Here is an 18702-nt window from a genome sequence, read left to right as displayed (position 1 = left end):
AGCAAGGAAAAACGAAATAATTCAATGTTCTAATTTTCCAAAATCCCTTGTAAGTATTTAGTCTTAGATTTTATTTTCCAGAATGACTCTTTCTATCCGAGAGAATCTTTCTTCTTCTCTATCCGATATTTTTCCGGGCGCGTCTAGCCTCGGTCCAATTCGTTTTTTCTCCGCTCCAGGCAGGGTAAATATCATCGGAGAACATGTGGATTATGCAGGCGGTCTAGTATTTCCCGCGGCAATCGATTTCAGAACCAACTTTGCGATCCGAACAAATGGACTCGGGACTTTCAGATTGTACTCCTTAGATTTCCAGTCCGAATTTGTAACAAAAGATGTAATCTACTCCGAAGAAAAACCTTGGGCAAATTATATCCTAGGAGTCGTATCGGAGGCTCGTTCATTAGGTTTAAGGGTAGAAGGATTCGATCTTGCATTTACAGGAAACATTCCCCAAGGAGCCGGACTTTCTTCTTCGGCCGCCGTAGAAGTTGGGGTAGCATTTGCACTTTCCAAAATTTTCGACTGGGACATTACAAAAGAAAAGATCGCTCTACTCGCTCAAGCAGCAGAGAATCATTTTGTAGGAGTCAATTGTGGGATCATGGACCAGTTCGTGATCGCGGTAGCCAAACCTTCTTCTTGTATCTCTTTAAATACGGAAAGTTTGGAATATTCTTACCATAGTTTGGATCTTCCGGGTTATGAATTCTATCTGATCGATTCTAATGTAAAACATAGCCTAAAAGAAAGTGAATACAACGACAGAAGAAAGGAAGTAGAATCTGCGACTTCAAAATGTAATAAACTTTCTCCCGAAGTGAAGACCTTAAGCCAGGCAGACTTCTTTCTAATTGAAAAAGCAGGACTGACTCCTTCCGAATTCAAAAGAGCCGTTCATATTCTGGGAGAAAGATCCAGAGCCCAAAACGTTATCCGCTCCTTAAAGGATAAAAATGCGAAAGAAGTCGGAGAGGAACTCTTCTCTTGCCATGAATCACTTTCTAAAAACTTTCAAGTCTCCTGTGAAGAGACGGATTTTATTGTGGAATGGTTCCGTTCTGAAAATGTATTAGGTGCCAGAATGATAGGAGGAGGATTCGGAGGTTGTGTACTAGTCCTAGACAAAGAAGGTAGATCTTCTTACTTATTCTCCAAATTGGAAAAGGAGTATTCCCAAAAATTCGGACTAAATGCAAAGATCTATAAATTCTCTATCTCTGAAGGAGTAAGAGAAGACTCTTAGATCGTTGAAAAAACGGGATAAAATCCTTGCAGAAACGGCTAGTAATTCGATAGTCTTCGCAATCGGTAAAAATAAGCGACCAATCACTATGGCAGATACTCCTTGGAACCTGGACAGTAAAGACTTCGATCATGATGCACCCGAGTTAGGTGTATTTCTAGATCAGGACAATATTCCGGATGGTCTTCCCAAGGAAGCAGTGGTTGTAAAAATTTCCGGCGAGATCAATTTATACTCTGCCCAGATCATGAAAGAAAGATTCTTTCATCTACTCGATCGTGGATTCATTTACCTTCTAGTGAATATGGAAAATGTGAAGTATATAGATTCTTCCGGACTGGGAGTTTTTATGGCGACACATTCCAGACTAGTCAAAAGCGGCAAGGGTGGCATCGCGGTATTCTCCCCTTCTTCTCAAGTGAATAAAATTTTAGAACTTACTAAATTAAAAAGTCTGATCCGAGTAGGAAGCACTTCCAAAGAGGCTTGGAAACTTTTAGCGCCTTGATCCGTTTCGGATGAACGATTCCCAAAAATTCAAAAAACATATAGAGACATTACTTCATTGCAGACTTTGTCCTGACATGGTCGGCAATCCTGTGCAAGGTGGTATTCCCGGCGCAAAAATTATGAGTATAGGTCAGGCTCCAGGTATCCACGAAGAAAAATTCGGAAGACCATTCGCATACACAGCAGGCAAAACTTTATTCAAATGGTTTTTATCCATAGGAATAGAAGAAGAAGTCTACAGATCTAAAGTAAATATGGCCGCGGTTTGCAGATGTTTTCCAGGCAAAGCAAAAAGTGGAGATAGAAAACCGAATCCTTCCGAAGTAGAAAATTGTTCCAGGTATATACGCTTCGAAGTGGAATTCAATCGACCTGAACTCATCATTCCAATAGGAAAACTCGCAATCGATCAATTGGTGGAAGATAAAAAATACAAGCTAGACGAGATCATAGGTAAAAAATTCAAAAAAAACTATTATGGAGTGGAACTGGATTGGATCCCTTTGCCTCATCCTTCCGGCTTAAATGTTTGGAATCATTCTCCAGAAGCTAAAATACTGATCGCAAAATCATTGGATCTGATCCGAAAACATCCCTCGATCAAAAGAGAATTCTTTTCTAAAAATTAGAATCTAATCCTAGGTTCGCATTTTGGCGAAACCATTGTTTCGGACTAAAGCCTGTTTTCTTCTTAAATTCTCGTATAAAATGTGCCTGGTCATAATAACCTGCCTCTAAAGCCAGTTCGGTCAGGCTGGAAGAAGAATTATAAAATCTGAATATATTTCCGAAACGAACAAGTCCTGCGTATTCCTTAGGACTTAAACCCACTCTGGATCTGAAACCTCTTTCTAAACTGCTTTGGCTCACACCCAAGTCAGAGGCCAAACCTTTGATCCCGATCTCTCCTAAAGAGCCTTTGATCCGCAAAATCGCCTGGGGCAAAAACTTTTCCTTCTCTTCTTTTAAAGGAAGAAGGCGCCGAAATTTCTCCAAGGTCAGAGAGGCCTCCTGCCCTTTCCAATCCGCTTCTTCGCAGTCTGCAATCAATCCGGAGATTGCCTCTTTAGAAAACAGATCCTCTAAAGACAAACTGGAGTCGCTGATCTGATCCATCGGCACAGGGATCATCCTGGAAAGAAGTAAGGGAGAAATATAAACTAAAAGTGATTTTGTATTCTTTTCGGAGATGAATGTCCTGGGACCTCTTAAGATCCCGGTGATCCCCGCCTTAGAAAGAGTTTTGGATTGTTTGCCGGAACCTAAAGAAATTCTTCCTTTGGTTTGGACTCCAATTACACATTCTTCTCCCGGAAGAACTGTATAAGTATCGGGAGATTCTTTATGGCTCCAGGAAATTCGGATCAAATCAGACAAGCTGTTTGTCCTTCCAGAACCACCATTTCATTTTTTCCGGTTCAGGATTAGAAGTCCCGGAGACGTATACCGCACAACGAAATACATACAGCATACATGGATCTACTTTAGTACCTTGGTATTCACAAATTTTTTCGTATAATTTTTCAGGATCTAGTTTTGCAAGTTCTACCTTACTGCGAACTCCTAAATTCCAAAGATCTTCGGCAATTACTTTGCCCACTCCGGGAAGAGTGCGAAATTCTTTTAATACCTCGGATTTATCCGACTTCATAAAAAGATCTTATAGGAAGTCGGTCCAAAAATCAAGTGAGTTAATTGGTTTATAATAAACCGATACCGCAGTTCAGGAGAAGGTTTTTAACATTTCCTCGAATCTATTTTTGATCGGAGTCGGAACATTTGGGATCAGATATTTTGCCCAAATTTTGAATTCATCCCCACCCAAAGAACCCAAGATCTCTTTTTGGTGATCCTCCAATTCCGTATCCGAAAAGAACAAATGTAATCTAATCTGGGTTTCCTCTTCTTCTCTAGTCATATGAGAGAAATAATCAGTTTGGAAACGAATTAGTTTTGTATAAAATTCTTCGGAGATGATAGGTACCTGTTCAATATCTTCTTTGATCCGATCTAAGATAGATCCCAATTCTTCTATCTTCTCTTCCAGATATTTATGTTCTTCTTTGTCTTTATGAGAAGTTTGTGGATCTTTTTTTTCTAAATGTTTCAAGCTTACCGCTTCCTCATCTCTTGCGTGGATCTTTAACATTTGAAAAACTTCTTTTCCTAATTCGAAAAGTTCCTGAACTTCGGACGCGCTTTGGTAATCAGTCCTGCCTGCTTCTTGTACTAATTTCGAGATCCCATAACGGATGGCTTTATGAGGGAAATCGTATACTTTTTTACGGTTGTTCTGCATTTCATTCTCCAGTAATGGAGAGATCCTAACCGTAAACTCTTTGGAAAAATTGTATAAAATCGTCAGGATTTGAGTTTTATACAGGGGATCTGAAAATTTGAAAAAATTGCGGATGGATCAAAGTATTGTATAAATCGGATTATCTATTATAAATTCTACTTCTCCGAATAACCCAAAACTTCCCAACACCAGCGTTTTTCTAAAACTCTATCCGCAAATGTTACGGATTCAGGATCTGCATTTTCTTTTAGGATTTTCCAGGCGCTTAAGTTTTCATTTTTAGAAATGATCCTTGCTCCCGGAAATTCTCCTCCGAGTTCCGCCGATTTTTGAACTGCTTCTTCCCATTCCATTTCTTGAAAAACAGGAATATATTCCCTGATCTCCGAAACCCATTCCAATGGAAAAGAAACCCCATGAGGAAGAATAAGAACGATCCTATGAAGCATATTCTCTCCTCTATGAGCGAGTGTGCGAGAAAGATAGGATGCAGGGACCCTGGAAAATTCTTCCATGATCTCGGTAATCAATTCCGGATCAAAAGAAGTTTTCGGATATAAAACAATATCGGTGACCGCAAAGGGATCTTTAATAAATCTATAATTCAATCTATCAAAGAATTCTTTTTTAGATTTTTCTAAATTATCGCCTCTCCACCAAACAGAAACATGTCTCGCGCCTGAGATGGAAAAATTTTCTAATCCGAATTTTTCGGTAAGTCCTGGAGAAAAGGAAAACGTATCTAAAACGGCAGGATCAGGATCGGATAATAGACTTCGAGGAGTTTCGTCCAACCTTCTATCCAATCTATCTTCTGAACGGAATAATGTAGAGCTAAGAGCTTCCGGACTAAAATTAGGAGTTCGGATCACTCTATAAGGAGGTTTAGGGAGATAAACCAAACCTTCCGACTCTGCATCTTTTCTCATTGCAGTTCCAGGCAAAATGGATAATGGGAATACTTGCACCCATTCTCCCAGCCCATGCCCGTAAAAAAATTCTATTCCTTCCATCACATCGTCCGGAGTATCTCCAGGAAGTCCGATGATCAGATCTAATAAGAGTTCAATTCCTCTATCCGCCAACATTCTTGCGGCCTCGGCTACTTTCTCAGGACTTCCAAAACGTTTTACACGCTTTAAGGTTTCCTTATTGATGGATTGCATTCCGAGTTCTATTCTATTAAAACCTGCTAACGCAAGTTTGTCCGCGATCTTCTCCGTAATTCCTTCGGACCTTAATTCTCCGAACATTGTCATAGATCTATCCGAGTTCACATCTATGATCGCGTCTAAAAATTCCTCGAAGCCGGGTCTATGATTGAATGTCGGATCTAAGAATACTAATTCTTTGGCGCCTTTGTCTTTTAAGTTAGAGAGAAGTTTGATCGTCTCCGGTATATCCAAAGTTCTTAATACATTACTGCTCTTCGGATAAAAACAATAAGTACATTGGGATCTACATCCTCTTACGGTTTCCAAATAGGTGGATCTTGCCGGATCCACAGGCACAAACCCCTGCAGATAAGGAGAAGGATAACTAGTCAGCGGAAAGGAAGCATTTTCCTCTTTGGAAAACATTCCCATCTTTCCATCTAGTTCTCTGACTGCGATATTAGGTAATTTCCTGGGATCTTCTTTTTTAAGAAGTGTGTCCATTAGAGCGAAAAATGTATGCTCTGCTTCTCCCGAGACTGCTATATCATAGCCTGTTTCGGAAAGAACGAACGGATTGTCCGGATTTACTTCGGGTCCACCTATGAGTATCTTAGTGGACGGCGATCTTTTTTTTACTTCTTTAGCGAGATGAAGACTTCTTTCCGTATTCCAAAGATAAAGTGAGAAGCCCAAGAACTCAGGTTCATCTTTAGCGATCCTGTCCGCTAGTTGGCTATCACCTTCTTTATCGGTAATATCAGGATCTAAAACTTCCAGCTCCAGGCCTTTCTTTTCCAGGCCGTTCTCCCGTGCGGAAACAGCCAGACAGCCTGCGGCCAAAGGAACATTTCCGGTAGCGGCAAAGGCCGTAGGAGGAGGAACAGGCAATTGTACTAGTTTTAACTTTGCCATAAGAAGTCTTGGTTACAAAACTTTAGACTTCTCCGGTTTCTACAATCCGGAAATAGAAGCTGGGTGAATATTCACTTCGCAGTCAATCAGCCATTCAACCGGGAATCAATGAAACCTTTAAAAACCTTAGATTTGCCTGAGTTGGATTTCGAAAGAAAAGGAAGAGTACTATAGATGCTTCTAAGTATGATCTATAGTCAGGCGAAATCTCAATTTTCAAGATAGGATTCTTGCCGGGCGCAGTTATGACAGGAGGACAAACGATATTTTGATACACTGTATATCCTACCGTTACTTCTTCGGAGTGACATACTACTCCGGAAGATAAGCCTAGTCCGGTAATATCAAAACTTATATTTGTTTTGATATTTTCCCAATTACCTCCTCTTAATCTTAGAGAACCATTATACTTGCCTGGAGATAAAGGGACTTTTACGCCTTCCTGCGAAACTTCTAATATTTTATTCCTAACTTCATTTAAGGAAGTATTCGATCCTTGATCATTCAACTGAAATAGATCTACTAAAAGAGATCCATAATTCTCGGAAGAATTGTCGGAGAGTGAGATCGTAAGGTGAGATGGGACGGCATTGTTCGAGAAGAATTGATCTTTTAAATATTCATTCTTTGCACAAGAAAGGAATACGACAACAAATGTTAGTATTAGTTTAGATAGGAGCCAATTCATACACAACTTCAGCAGGAACGAACATCGGACCCAAGATAATCTTATCGATAACATCTCCTCCACTTCCTGGTTTCTCTAGATCTTTTTTACCTAAATATTTAAGCTGGATCTTATGGATTTGATTTGTATTCTTAAAGCCATTGCAAAGAAATTTCGGAAAACCTTCCACAGATACGCCGGACATCGCACAATTTGTAGAAGATGAAATTTTATTCTGGTCGGTAAAATACGCGGAGGCATCAGCAGAAGACCAGATGCCTACATGTTGAAATAAAATTTTAGCAATAATCGGTTCCTGTGCAGGAATACTGATTCGAATAGATTCCTTAGTAGTAAGAGTATAATTTAAAATAATCGGATCCAATTCGCAGTTTTGTTCCAATTTATTCAGATCGCTTCCAATGCAAAATCGTTTGATTTTTACACTCGCATCCGGTAAATGATCACCATGAGAAACGGAAATCTCGACAATGATTTTTTTTCTTCCAATTTCTTGCTCTGAATAATTTTTAATGTATTGATCATTAACACAGGCAGAACTTAAGAAAAAGATTAATGCGTAAGTCCCAATTTTAATTACAGTCATAAAATTTCTATAATTCATATTGATTAAAGAATACCATTAACCTTAATACAAAACCAAATCACCTATTTGGCGGAATGTATTCCATATCCAAATGTGTAAGCTGAGAAGGAGAAGAAATTAAACCTAAGGAGAAGATCGCTACTAATATCGATTCGGTCTTCCAAGTTTCTTGTTTACTTGTTACTTTTATTTTAACTTTCGTGGTTTTACCCGGCTTAATTTCAAGCTTCGGGCAATCAAATCTATTATACGGAAGAAAATCACTCTGAACGAAAGAAATCAAACATTTAGGTTGGGTGGGTATCCCAAAACCAAAGTAGGTGACAAAGGAGTAGTCAGAATTACCGGAATTCTCCCTAACAGTTAAACGAGCAGAATAATTACCTTCAGGAATAGACATTTCGATCTGATCATTCCTGTTTAAATTATATTGCCATACTAGCTCAATGCCCTCGCAGGAAGCACGAGGATCTTTTATTTCTTTTTCATTTAAGCAAAAATGTCGTATTCTAATTTTAGAAAGATCTTTACCAGAATCATCCACCCAAGAGATCAATAATTTTCCTTTCTCTTTGTTTGATAACTCAGGGTATTCCTTTTCTAAAACACTCAAACAAGAGGTTAATGATAAGGTTAAGATTAGAATTACTGTTCGTATTTTCATCTAGCTCCACGGAAGTTATTCATTTTTGATTTGAAATAGCCAAGAAAAAATCCAAATATTTTATGGTGGAGCCAATTCATACACAACTTCAGCAGGAATAAACATCGGACCCAAGATAATCTTATCGATAACATCCCCTCCACTTCCTGGTTTCTCTAGATCTTTTTTACCCAAATATTTAAGCTGGATCTTATGGATTTGATTTGTATTCTTAAAACCATTGCAAAGAAATTTCGGGAATCCTTCCACAGATACGCCGGACATCGCGCAATTTGTAGAAGATGAAATTTTATTCTGGTCGGTAAAATATGCTGCAGCTTTAGCCGATTCCCAATGACCTACATGTTGAAATAAAATTTTAGCAACAATCGGTTGCTGTGCAGGAATACTGATTCGAATAGGTTCCTTAGTAGTAATAGTGTAATTTAAAATAATCGGATCCAATTCGCAGTTTTGTTCCAATTTATTCAGATCGCTTCCAATGCAAAATCGCCTTATCATCACACTTTTATCCGGTAAATGATCACCATGAGAAACGGAGATCTCAACAATGATTTTTTTCCTTCCAATTTCTTGCTCTGAATAATTCTTAATGTATTGATCATTAACGCAGCTATAGAAAAGAATAATGCCCAATATCCAAGGCCAGGCTTTAATCACAATCATAGAACTCCTGCCCTCCAACCATACAGGCTCCCGGTGAAAGCCCGTATTTTTTATACATATACATTGTCATGATATTTCTAAAAATCGGATTCTCATCAAAACCCCATTGATTATAGACAACTAACAATCCGACCAGACCTATGGGACTAAGCTTTTCATATATTCCAAAGCCTCTAGTTTCATAACTTGACCAAATCGCTAAATCAACTCCTAAGCTGAAACCAAAAGTATAAATATTAAATCCTCTGAAAATCCAATCTTTTCCCAAGTCTCCAATTAACCAACTCATTCCACCGGAAGCAAATGTTCCCAAAACTCTATCAGCCAATCTTGACCATCTATCACCATCAGTATGCCGTTTTCCAAGAACCTCTTGTTCGAACGCTTCTCCAATTCTTCTGGCCGTTTGATCCACACCTCTTGCGGCAGCTTTAAAGCCTCTATCAATTCCTCTCATGGCCCTTCTAAAACCATCATCCACCCTTCGGAAATGAGTTTTTACACCATGATCTAAAGCGGTTAAATAGCTTCTTACACTATGATCTATTTCTCGTGCATATCCTCTTAAGCTATGATCGATCGTTCTTAATGGACCTCTTATTGCGTGATCTATTCTGCGGAAATGTCCCCTCCATTGATGATCTATATTATGCATGTATTGTTTAAATGAATGATCCACCTCTCGGAAAAAACTTCTCCACATATGATCGACACTTCTGCCCGCATAGGCCATGGCTCCGTTTGCATGATGGAACATTGTTTTCAATATTTCATTAAACATGTGAACATATTCGTTATGCCCGCCAGGATCTCGAAAGTTTACCGGATTCCCGCTTACATACATATAGCGGTTCATTCCCTGTGATTTCGCGGAAGCGATCACAGAATCAGGTTGTAAAAATCTTCCGATTTTCGGATCGAAGAACCTTGCTTTATAATAGTACAAAGACGATTCTCTATCTTCTTGTTGTCCCGTATATTTGTAGCGGAAGATATCTGGTCCCGAGGAATTAGTTCGATCTATTTCGCCGTAAGGCTTGTATGAAATTAAACTAGCTCCACCAAGATCTCCTCCTGTCAGAATACTTCCTTCTCCATTAGAAACCATTGAAATAGAACCTAAATGGTCGGGATGGAAGAATATCATTCCGGGTATTGGAGTTCCTCCTACGGAACCGGAGCCTCCTCCAGATCCATTACCTGGTGAATCAATTGAAGGAGTCCCGTCGGTATTTCCGACTGGAATTAAAGCCCAAGGAGGAATACCTTCTTCACCTTGATTCGGAATAAATATCCCACAATTATTAACTGTAGAAAAGATCATCATTGTTAATACGATAGGAGCGACTGAAGATAGACGAAGACTTGATAATTCTCTGATCTTCTCTTTATTCTTCCAGAGCCAATAGTATGCGGTGATCAGTATGAATGTCCAAACTAACAAATCGTAACGAAGGGAAAGTTTCCCACTATAATCATACATAAAAGTATGAAAGCCTGCTTTGCTTATACCTACTAACTTATCAAACCCCGGCTTCCAATTTGCTTTTGCTAAAATATTCGGATTAGATACTTCTGCTGCAGAAATTAGATTAGCATCTTGTCTAGCTAACTGAGAAACTAAATCCCCGGAAAGTCCTCTTATATACAGAGTATGAGTATCCGGCTGACCTGGTTTACGAACAACCTCATAGCTTGGATCCGGATAATATTCAATGGATGCATCTGCGTCCCTTACTTTTTTAATTCTAGCCCCATCAAAGCCGTAGGTCATTCGAATACGATCCCCGCCGCCATAAGGCTGAATATCTATTAGCTTGCCGAATGCATCGTAAGTTAGAGCATCTCCTCCTCTATCTACTATGTTTCCGGAATTGTCATAGCTATAAGTAGTAGTTCCTGCTAAAGAGGAATTTGCCGAAGTAATTCTATACGGTTTTGAAGCATCCGAATAGCTTAAGGTCGAATCACCTTTTTGTTTTAAGTTTCCTCTTGAATCATAAGTATAATTCTCTACACCGTATTTTCCTGTTGCAGATACCAAACGATTTGAGGAATCAAATTGGAAATTTTGGGTTCTGTCCGGCCGAAGTAGATCGGTTATTTTTTGGATATTATCTTTCGAATCATATTCATATGTTAGATTCTGAGATAGAGAGCCATTCTTCAAAGTAGTTTTAAGTCCGGTAGGACGTTTTAAGATAGGATCAAATGTAATATCTGTTTGAATCCCGTTCCCTAAAGTTCTTAACACTCTATAGTTTCCGGAAATTCCTGGAAACGGACCCTCATATTTTACAACAGGATGGTTATAACTTCCTAAGTCCGGCATATCCATAGTTATTCCGGTCATAATGCCCATTTCAGAATAAAAATAATGACTTACACTTCCATCAGGATAAGTAAAGTCCAACAGCCTGTCTTGATTATCATACGTATATCGGAATACGAAAGTTAAATCGTCGATTGCTCTAACTTTTCGAATAATATTCCCTTTAATATCATATTCCAGGTTCGTAGTTCCGGAGCCATCACTAATAGAAGCCGGTCTCCCTATACCGTTTGAAGAAGTATCATATGTATATAAAATCTGGGTCTCACTTCCGTCGGTATATGTACGAGTGATCCGGTTCATATTATCGTATTCGTTTCGAATCGATCTACCCCGAGCATCCACTGTTCGAATCAAATTTCCTTCGGAATCATATTCATGAGAAGAAAGTCCGGTAGAAGTATCGGAGATTGTTTTCTTGTTTCCGAATAAATCGTAAGTGAAGCTTGTCTCTCCTTGAGCGGGATCGAGGATCTTAGTCAGGCGATTTGCTTCATCATATTCGTAAGAAATGGCAACACCGTTGGAGCTTTTAGAAATTGTATTACCAAAGGTATCTTTAGTTTCAATTTCAGTGCTTAAAGTTTCCGATCCTTTCTTAATGATCGAAGTCGTAGTTAGACCGTTGTACGTTACGTTCACGGTTTTCCCATCTGGAGAAGAGATTAAACTAGCTCTTCCTTCGGGACCTGAATATTCATAAGTTACCCAATCGCTCGGTGTTATATTCTGGATAAATGGAACGGACTGTCTTTGAAGTTTTCCATCCGCTCTGTATTCTGCTTCTTCAACCAAGAGAGATCCCTGGATCGAAGTACTTTCCTTTCTGCGTACATTACCGAATACATTGATGTATTCTTTATAACGAAGCTCTCCATAGGAATCGTCTCTTACAGATTTTTGAGTATATTCCTCATTTGGTTTTCCTGTGTTTCCATATTCATATTCTTCCGACCAATCGGATTCACCGGGTTTTATCTTCCGCAAAATTCGTCCATATGCATCAAATTCTCGGGTCTCAACGCCTCCATTTGTATTGGTTACTTTTGTTTCCAATCCATATATAGATTCATATTCCATAGAAGTAACATGACCTAAAGGGTTAGTAGTCTTGGTAACAAATGTAGAAGTAGACGAGTCATACTCTACATTCGTCTCTCTCCCTTTTGAGTCTGTCACTGTGATAGGATTTCCATAAGTATCATAGATAAAAGTTCGAGTTCTTGCTACCGATGTATTCGGAAATTCCGTGATTGTCCTAAGCTCTTTATCATCATACGTATATACCTTACTATCCGTAAGAACACCATTGTGTTCCGTTTTATCCGATACAGGTTGGTTCAAAACCCAATTATTCGTATCGCAGGAATAAACTTGAGTCCGAGTAATCGTTCCGGAAGTTCCTATTTCACTGCTAACTCGAGGATTCCCGCATGGATCATAGGTATAAGTGGAGGAAGAAGAAGCTACTTGAACTCCTCCTAAATACGTTGTCTCGGATGAAGCACTCAGACGGCTATAAGGGAAAGAATTGAAACTAGCCGACTCGTATGCATAAGTCTTTTGTGTAACTGTACTTTCCTGTGCTCCATTAATGTATCTCATCTCCTCCGAGATCTTGTTTCCAGAAAATAAATACGAAGATTGATTATAGGCTTCAATAGTCTTTATGTTCGTTCTCGAATTTGTAGTAGTAATTTTGGAAAAGCCTAAATATCCGCCTGAATACGGATCTCCGATCGCGATTTTCCCATTTTCATAAATATAAGAGATCGTTTCTGATACCGAATCGCTTATTTTATTGGTTATAGAAGAAACGATTAAGTCTCCTCCGTTATCTGCAATGATAGGATAGGAATTGCTCGAAGGTAAAATTAGATTAGAGACACTCGGATCATTCCTACGGACATATGAGATGCTGCTCTCTAATCCATATGCTCCGGTAATTTTAGTAAGAATGTTACCAGGTAATCCTGTTTTAGAGATATAGGCCTCCCAACCGCCAGTTATACTATTATCAGGAATTTTATAAACTATTAGATCTAAACGACCGTCAGAGTTTAAATCTACCAGATCAAACTCATCCGAAGCCGCTATAGTTTTTACGGGACTTGACAGTATTTTTGTCCCATCTGATAAGAAAATCCTAATATTTGAACCGTCTCCAGCGATAAAGTCGTCGTAACCGTCTCCGTTTATATCCGCAAATCTATACCCTTTAAACTTATTTCCTTCATTATTAAATGTTAAACCTGGAACACTGACCGTTGTGGGACTCGTTGAAAAGGAATCGAATTGGTTCCAATAGATCTCAAGGGTATCATTTTTATAAGTTATAAAATCTAGTAATCCGTCCCCATTCGGATCTCCCCAGAATCTAGTCGATAAGCTGCCCGCATCAGGATTAAAATTAGCAGATTGACCATTATTTCCAACCGTATAAGTGTTTAATATCAGGCTGTTTAAATCGGAACTGAACCGGTATACTTCAATTCCATTTGAAGAATTGTATCTTACAAATTCAGGTATTCCGTCAGAATTTATATCAAAGAACTCTCCGGGATTAGAAGTTACGCCAGGAACTGAGTATACTTTCTCATTTGTAAAGTTAGACCCGTTAGAAAATCGAACCCTAATTTCATCGGATCCGGTGACGCGAAGATGGTCGGATCTTCCGTCTTGGTTCAAATCATAAAGCCAACTTAAGGTGTAAAATTGGGGAACATCTATTAAATATGTGGGGGAATCTACGGAGTATGAAAAATCGTTTATAGGAAGTATGAATTTTGTCCCATCAGAAAAAAAGATCTTTAGATTAGATCCACTAGAAATACTTAAATCTGATTTTACATTTCCATCTATATCACCAAAGGAAACACTTCTAAGCGTATTGAAATTCGTCCCCTCTGCCTGCGGATCAATCAAGCTATTACTAAGAACAAAATCACCTGTTTTTTGATTCGATAAAATTCCAATTTTTACTGTTCCGTCCTGGTCACCATAAAGACGGATATAGTCTGGATATCCGTCTCCATTTACATCTCCCCATGCACCTAATGATCGAGGAGATTTAATTCCATTATTACAGGGATCAAAGTATGCCTCAACATAAAGCTTACACGCTAAGAACCAGGTAGCTTTTGTATTCTCACATGCAGTATAGGCTGCAGGCTCCGCTGCTAAATAGGAACAATCTGTAGTCCCGAATACAGTACAAGCATAAGCGCCTTCCACACAGCGTGTTTTATCATACATGGGAGTTCGAGACCAAAATTTCAGCTGTTTACCCGCAATGTCCCAATCCGTATTTCGATCCAGAGAATAATTTCCATATGCGGAATATTGGAAGTTAACCGGTATAAAAGCTCCCGATCCGAATTGAGGATGAGACTCTTCCCGATCTATCGATACTAGTTTTTTTCTTCCTTGCTCGCCGGACTCATAACCAAAAGAATAGGAGCGTATTTGTGACCCATCGATCAAGATCTGAATTTCAGAAAGTAGTTTGCTGCCTGCGACTTGTAATCCCCCGGAATAAGACATAACGTTAGAGCCGGAATCATCATACGCAAACGAAATCGTTTTATTTTGGTAGGTAATGGTCTGAGGATAGAGTCTTTTCACATTCGGAACATAGGTAAAGTTGTAAACATTCCCGAATCGATCCTCAGCTTTACGCAAACCCCAAATAACTGGAACTCCATTTACACTTGTCAGAACCGAATCCGATGAGCCTCCGAAAGTATAAATATTTCCTGAAGGATCTTTTACTGTCCAAGTGCAAGAAGAGTCATTACAACCTGCTTGTTTTTGAAATCTAAAAAAACTTTCGGGCTTGGATCTATATTCTGTCCCATTTCCACTAACATCAATAAGGCGACCGGCCAAATCGCTTGTAAAAATGTCATTCGAGCCGTAAGTCATTCCGGAAGAAGCTTCTCTGTATATTCCGGAAAACCCTGAAAGAGACCAACCTTCGCCGAGTAATCCTTCTCCCGATCCGCCTGAATACGAAATGTTTAAACTTGGTCCCCAATCTTTACGAGCAGGAGGCAATTCAATCGGAAAGCTTGCTCCGATTTTTCCTCGGAAATCTACATCCAAAACAGGCAAATCGATTGGAATCTCAGATTCTTGCGTTAGGCTTCGTAGTGCAGAAGAAAAATATCTAGAAAGCGGCGCAAAGGAGAAACCTAACGTAGTCCCCGCTACAAAAAGCATTATTACCCCAAATTGGATATATTTCTTTTTTATAATCATCCTTAAACACCCTTTTCCACTTATAAAATTCCTTAAAAAAACATTGCATTATAAGGAAATTCTAAAATTTGTTTATTTGTTGGAATAAAAACGAAACATTTCCAATATTGTGTCAAGTGAATTTGTCAAAATGAAAATTGATCCACGTCATCCGCTCATATCTGCGCTCTTTTTATATTTTAAAAATAATCTAAAACTTCATCTAATGTACGGAACGTTCATTCCGCTTTTATACGCTTGCTCATACATACCTGTTTCTGGCTGGGGAACGGTTACGGGCGCAGAAGCAAAAAGGAAATTAGAAGCAGCAATATCTTCACAGGCGTCGATTGCGACTTTTCTGAATCTTTCCGGAATAAGTAGCGGTGGAACTTGTGGAAGCGGTGCGATTAATCAAAATCTATCTGAGAATGAATCTAACGGTAATGACACTTTTCAGGAAGCGTATCTATCCAGCCAAAATAAAGTATTAGTTCCTGGAATTAACGGATCGACAATTACTTATACGGGAATGATTGATTCAGATAATGAATATGATTTTATTTATGTATATAGTAATCAATTTTCATTATTCGATATTTCTAAAACAATAGGAACAGCCTCTTGCGGAATATTTTACGGCTTAGTTTATCACAATAATAACACAACGGAAGATGCCGGATTCGGCTCTCCCGTCACTCTCGGATCAGCTTTCATGGGTTCCGATCCTACTTCAAGTAGCGGTAATGATGAAATTTTCATTAGATGCACAGGCACAACCGGGCAGACATATGCAATTTTAGTCACGGATAAAACGCCAATCCCTCCTAGTGCTCCGGATATTTCCAGTTCCTCAAACTTGTCCGATAATTCTTTTTTGGCGAGTTACATCTTCTTTAGCACGGAACATATAGATTCTTCTAAAACATATACTGAAGAATCCGTAGATTCCTGTCTTTCAGAGATAAAGAAAAAAGGCCCAATGATCACATTATATAATGCAGAAGCAAAACGCCAAGCAACACAGTGCGGCAAAGAAACTGTTACTATAGATAGAAACATCATGCTTGGCAATGCCTGTAAATTGGAACAAGCAAAAGTGATCCAACTTGGTGATATAGGATTTCCCTAAAGGCTGATATTTGATGCGAATTATTTTCTACCTGCTTCTATTTATCCTCACTTCTTATCAAATCACAGCGGCAGAACTACTCTTAAAGAATGGGAACTCATTCTTATTAGATGTAGTTCATGAAGATGAACGAAATGTCCAAGTAAACTGGAAAGGGCGAGTTTATACTATTCCAAAGAAGGAAATTCAGAAATTAGATTATTCTAAAAAAGGAAGTCAATCTTCTCATCGCTACTCTACATTTGTGCTAAAAGATGGAAGTAAAATCCGAGGGGTAATCGCAGAAGAAAGGGATAAAGGTTATACGATCAGAACCGATGTCGGCTTCTTAGAAATAGATAAATCACAAATCCAAGACCTGGATAATGGAGGAAATTCTTCTCCGGATCTTCCTAATGAATATTTAACTGAATCAACCAAACAACCTGAAACTATCTTTGGAGGAAGTTTTAGTTTTTTAGCAAATACTTCTCCGATTACACCTGCTCACAGTGTGACTGGAGGCGCGGGATTTTTCGTAGAACCAGCTTATTTATTTTTATCTGAAAAATATCAAGTTGGATTTAAGGTCGAGTATCTTGTTTCACCTGGAACTTCTAACTATTCCTTTCTAAACGCTTATTCTTATCTTAAAAAAGATTTTGGTACGGGGGATTCGAAGAACTGGTATGGAATTTTAGGAGCAGGATTTGGCTCTGTTAGATACCGAAGAGGAGAAACACAAGTCTCCGGAGTAGATCCAATCGGTTATCTAGAGCTTGGATACCAAGGATGGAAGTTAGGAAACTTGGTTCTCCGATCAGGACTCAGAGCTAACTGTTATTTTGAATCGAGAGGAACAGTCTGTATGGGCGGATTAGAAATTTCCTTAGGGTACAGAATATGAATAGTTGGCTGCGAAGTTTTTTCTTTATCTTTATCCTATTTTCATTCTGGTACTGCGATACTTCTCCTTTGAATGAAGGAGGCGGATTAGAAAATGTTTCTGTAAAGTTTTTTCACCTTTCAAATGGATCGAAACAAGTGCAATTCACTTGGACTTGCTCCGAATCAGCAGAAGGATATATTCTTTATTCCAATGGTAGCGGCTCTCAGAATATTATAATCAGCCCGAGAGAAGGAAAAACCCATTTACTTCCTATAACAAACCTTACTCCAAACTCAGAATACACAGCATATTTAGGATGTGGAAAACCGGAAGATAGAAGAATGATGATGGTTCCTTTCAAAACTTGGATTAGCGATGATCCGATTAAGACGAGAGGTATTTGGTTAATAGGCGGAGTTGGAGCGGATAGTAATCCGGTCGCACAAGTAGACCTTTATGATCCTGTAGAAAACCGCTGGTATCCTTCTATTACAAAAGTTCCGACTCCTAGAACATTTGCTTCAGTAGTAAATTTTAAAGGAAAAATTTTCGTAATCGGAGGTTTAACAAAATCCGGGTCAACTTTTTCGGTTTCGGCCGTAGTTGAAGCTTACGATCCATTTACGGGAGCTTGGACAACCTATAATTCTGCCCCGGACGCGATTCACAGCGGAATTCCAGCTACCGTTGGAAATGAAATTTTTATCATCGCAAATGCGTTAGATACTAATGTAACTGTAGGATACCCGACGAGTCGTGTTTACAAATTTTTCCCAGAAATAGGAACACAAGGAACTTGGTCCCCTCTCTTTACTTCCTTAACTCAAATTCTTCCTAGAGTTGATATGGGAGGTTGTGGGATCAATGGTAGTATTTTCTATACTGGAGGACGATTGGCATCAGACGGTTCCGCTTCATCGTTTAACTCCGATGCTTATATCCCCGCTTCAAACTCAACCACTTCTATTGGAGAGCCGTCTATTAATACATCCGCTCGTCACGGGATGGGATCTGCTTGTTATCGTCCAATTCCGAGTGATCCAAATCCTGGAGATGGTCCCGGAGTCTTGATTGTAGGAGGTTCTACTGCCGGTAATTTATTCCAACCTGTCACACAAGTTACGCCGACAAATCTTTATGATTTTTATAGACTGGGAACGAGTTCTGCGAACTTTCAAGCAGGTCCTGTATTGCCCGCGGCCACATATTTTCCCGCAGTAGAAATTTCTTATGATCTTCGAACGGCTCTCGTTTTCGGTGGAGCTACTGCTTTAAATATCCCAAGTAAATCAGTTTATTCGATCGATTTGGGAAATCCGGTTGCAGGACCTTGGACAAGTATTACTTCAGAAATGCCGGTCGCAAGATATGGTCATTCGGCCGTAATAATAAGCAGGTAAAAG

15 protein-coding genes are annotated in these 18702 nt (G+C 39.1%); 6 read left to right on the top strand and 9 right to left on the bottom strand.

Annotated features, from left to right (window positions below):
- Window positions 1–82: 82 nt before the first annotated feature.
- The 3 genes from galK to EHR06_RS03215 all read left to right on the top strand — a co-directional run bounded on the left by galK (window position 83) and on the right by EHR06_RS03215 (window position 2385).
- The gene (gene galK / locus EHR06_RS03225) at window positions 83–1246 is read left to right on the top strand and encodes a galactokinase (protein WP_135755691.1); all 1164 of its coding nucleotides are present in this window, start codon (window positions 83–85) and stop codon (window positions 1244–1246) included.
- 88 nt (window positions 1247–1334) lie between these two features.
- A complete protein-coding gene (locus EHR06_RS03220) occupies window positions 1335–1754 on the top strand; it encodes an STAS domain-containing protein (protein WP_100767446.1) in 420 nt (139 codons plus the stop codon).
- 10 nt (window positions 1755–1764) lie between these two features.
- Window positions 1765–2385: a uracil-DNA glycosylase family protein gene (locus EHR06_RS03215; protein ID WP_135755690.1), complete on the top strand. Its 621-nt coding sequence runs from the start codon at window positions 1765–1767 to the stop codon at window positions 2383–2385.
- Here the strand turns inward: EHR06_RS03215 and EHR06_RS03210 are convergent.
- The 9 genes from EHR06_RS03210 to EHR06_RS03170 form a co-directional block, all read right to left on the bottom strand.
- Window positions 2375–3133 (bottom strand): helix-turn-helix domain-containing protein, encoded by a 759-nt coding sequence (locus EHR06_RS03210; protein ID WP_135755689.1) that lies wholly within the window; start codon window positions 3131–3133, stop codon window positions 2375–2377. The genes EHR06_RS03215 and EHR06_RS03210 overlap by 11 nt on opposite strands.
- Window positions 3126–3407: a helix-hairpin-helix domain-containing protein gene (locus EHR06_RS03205; RefSeq protein WP_135755688.1), complete on the bottom strand. Its 282-nt coding sequence runs from the start codon at window positions 3405–3407 to the stop codon at window positions 3126–3128. The genes EHR06_RS03210 and EHR06_RS03205 overlap by 8 nt, the downstream gene beginning before the upstream one ends.
- A 72-nt stretch (window positions 3408–3479) precedes the next feature.
- Window positions 3480–4055 carry a hemerythrin domain-containing protein gene (locus EHR06_RS03200; RefSeq protein ID WP_135755687.1) on the bottom strand — a complete coding sequence of 192 codons (576 nt, stop codon included), beginning with the start codon at window positions 4053–4055 and terminating at the stop codon, window positions 3480–3482.
- Between the two features lie 155 nt (window positions 4056–4210).
- Window positions 4211–6124, bottom strand: a complete 1914-nt coding sequence (locus EHR06_RS03195) for a B12-binding domain-containing radical SAM protein (RefSeq protein WP_135755686.1) — start codon at window positions 6122–6124, stop codon at window positions 4211–4213.
- 94 nt (window positions 6125–6218) lie between these two features.
- Window positions 6219–6812, bottom strand: a complete 594-nt coding sequence (locus EHR06_RS03190; protein ID WP_135755685.1) for a hypothetical protein — start codon at window positions 6810–6812, stop codon at window positions 6219–6221.
- Window positions 6793–7398: a hypothetical protein gene (locus tag EHR06_RS03185; RefSeq protein WP_208757735.1), complete on the bottom strand. Its 606-nt coding sequence runs from the start codon at window positions 7396–7398 to the stop codon at window positions 6793–6795. The genes EHR06_RS03190 and EHR06_RS03185 overlap by 20 nt, the downstream gene beginning before the upstream one ends.
- A 58-nt stretch (window positions 7399–7456) precedes the next feature.
- The gene (locus EHR06_RS03180; RefSeq protein ID WP_135755683.1) at window positions 7457–8062 is read right to left on the bottom strand and encodes a hypothetical protein; all 606 of its coding nucleotides are present in this window, start codon (window positions 8060–8062) and stop codon (window positions 7457–7459) included.
- A gap of 60 nt (window positions 8063–8122) precedes the next feature.
- Window positions 8123–8728 (bottom strand): hypothetical protein, encoded by a 606-nt coding sequence (locus tag EHR06_RS03175; protein ID WP_135755682.1) that lies wholly within the window; start codon window positions 8726–8728, stop codon window positions 8123–8125.
- Window positions 8715–15164: an RHS repeat-associated core domain-containing protein gene (locus tag EHR06_RS03170; protein ID WP_167492267.1), complete on the bottom strand. Its 6450-nt coding sequence runs from the start codon at window positions 15162–15164 to the stop codon at window positions 8715–8717. Before EHR06_RS03170 ends, EHR06_RS03175 begins: the two co-directional genes overlap by 14 nt.
- Window positions 15165–15450: 286 nt before the next feature.
- On the opposite strand from EHR06_RS03170, the gene EHR06_RS03165 reads away from it, so the two are divergent.
- The 3 genes from EHR06_RS03165 to EHR06_RS03155 are packed head-to-tail and all read left to right on the top strand — an operon-like array spanning window position 15451 to window position 18699.
- Complete coding sequence (locus EHR06_RS03165; RefSeq protein WP_135755680.1) at window positions 15451–16431, top strand: hypothetical protein; 981 nt, start codon at window positions 15451–15453, stop codon at window positions 16429–16431.
- A gap of 13 nt (window positions 16432–16444) precedes the next feature.
- A complete protein-coding gene (locus EHR06_RS03160; RefSeq protein ID WP_135755679.1) occupies window positions 16445–17317 on the top strand; it encodes an LA_3334 family protein in 873 nt (290 codons plus the stop codon).
- Window positions 17314–18699 (top strand): kelch-like protein, encoded by a 1386-nt coding sequence (locus EHR06_RS03155; protein ID WP_135755678.1) that lies wholly within the window; start codon window positions 17314–17316, stop codon window positions 18697–18699. The genes EHR06_RS03160 and EHR06_RS03155 overlap by 4 nt, the downstream gene beginning before the upstream one ends.
- Window positions 18700–18702 lie beyond the last annotated feature (3 nt).

Source organism: Leptospira dzoumogneensis, from assembly GCF_004770895.1.
Taxonomy (GTDB): Bacteria; Spirochaetota; Leptospiria; order Leptospirales; family Leptospiraceae; genus Leptospira_B; species Leptospira_B dzoumogneensis.
Note: the sequence above shows the minus strand (reverse complement) of the source record. Positions and strands in the feature narration are given on the sequence as shown.

Excerpts from the sequence above, each read along its gene's own strand:
- EHR06_RS03220 (WP_100767446.1), top strand. The coding sequence starts at position 1,335 with ATGGCAGATACTCCTTGGAACCTGGACAGTAAAGACTTCGATCATGAT.
- EHR06_RS03175 (WP_135755682.1), bottom strand. The coding sequence starts at position 8,728 with ATGATTGTGATTAAAGCCTGGCCTTGGATATTGGGCATTATTCTTTTC.
- EHR06_RS03195 (WP_135755686.1), bottom strand. The coding sequence starts at position 6,124 with ATGGCAAAGTTAAAACTAGTACAATTGCCTGTTCCTCCTCCTACGGCC.
- EHR06_RS03215 (WP_135755690.1), top strand. The coding sequence starts at position 1,765 with ATGAACGATTCCCAAAAATTCAAAAAACATATAGAGACATTACTTCAT.
- EHR06_RS03205 (WP_135755688.1), bottom strand. The coding sequence starts at position 3,407 with ATGAAGTCGGATAAATCCGAGGTATTAAAAGAATTTCGCACTCTTCCC.
- EHR06_RS03180 (WP_135755683.1), bottom strand. The coding sequence starts at position 8,062 with ATGAAAATACGAACAGTAATTCTAATCTTAACCTTATCATTAACCTCT.
- EHR06_RS03190 (WP_135755685.1), bottom strand. The coding sequence starts at position 6,812 with ATGAATTGGCTCCTATCTAAACTAATACTAACATTTGTTGTCGTATTC.
- EHR06_RS03160 (WP_135755679.1), top strand. The coding sequence starts at position 16,445 with ATGCGAATTATTTTCTACCTGCTTCTATTTATCCTCACTTCTTATCAA.
- EHR06_RS03155 (WP_135755678.1), top strand. The coding sequence starts at position 17,314 with ATGAATAGTTGGCTGCGAAGTTTTTTCTTTATCTTTATCCTATTTTCA.
- EHR06_RS03165 (WP_135755680.1), top strand. The coding sequence starts at position 15,451 with ATGAAAATTGATCCACGTCATCCGCTCATATCTGCGCTCTTTTTATAT.
- galK (WP_135755691.1), top strand. The coding sequence starts at position 83 with ATGACTCTTTCTATCCGAGAGAATCTTTCTTCTTCTCTATCCGATATT.
- EHR06_RS03200 (WP_135755687.1), bottom strand. The coding sequence starts at position 4,055 with ATGCAGAACAACCGTAAAAAAGTATACGATTTCCCTCATAAAGCCATC.
- EHR06_RS03185 (WP_208757735.1), bottom strand. The coding sequence starts at position 7,398 with ATGACTGTAATTAAAATTGGGACTTACGCATTAATCTTTTTCTTAAGT.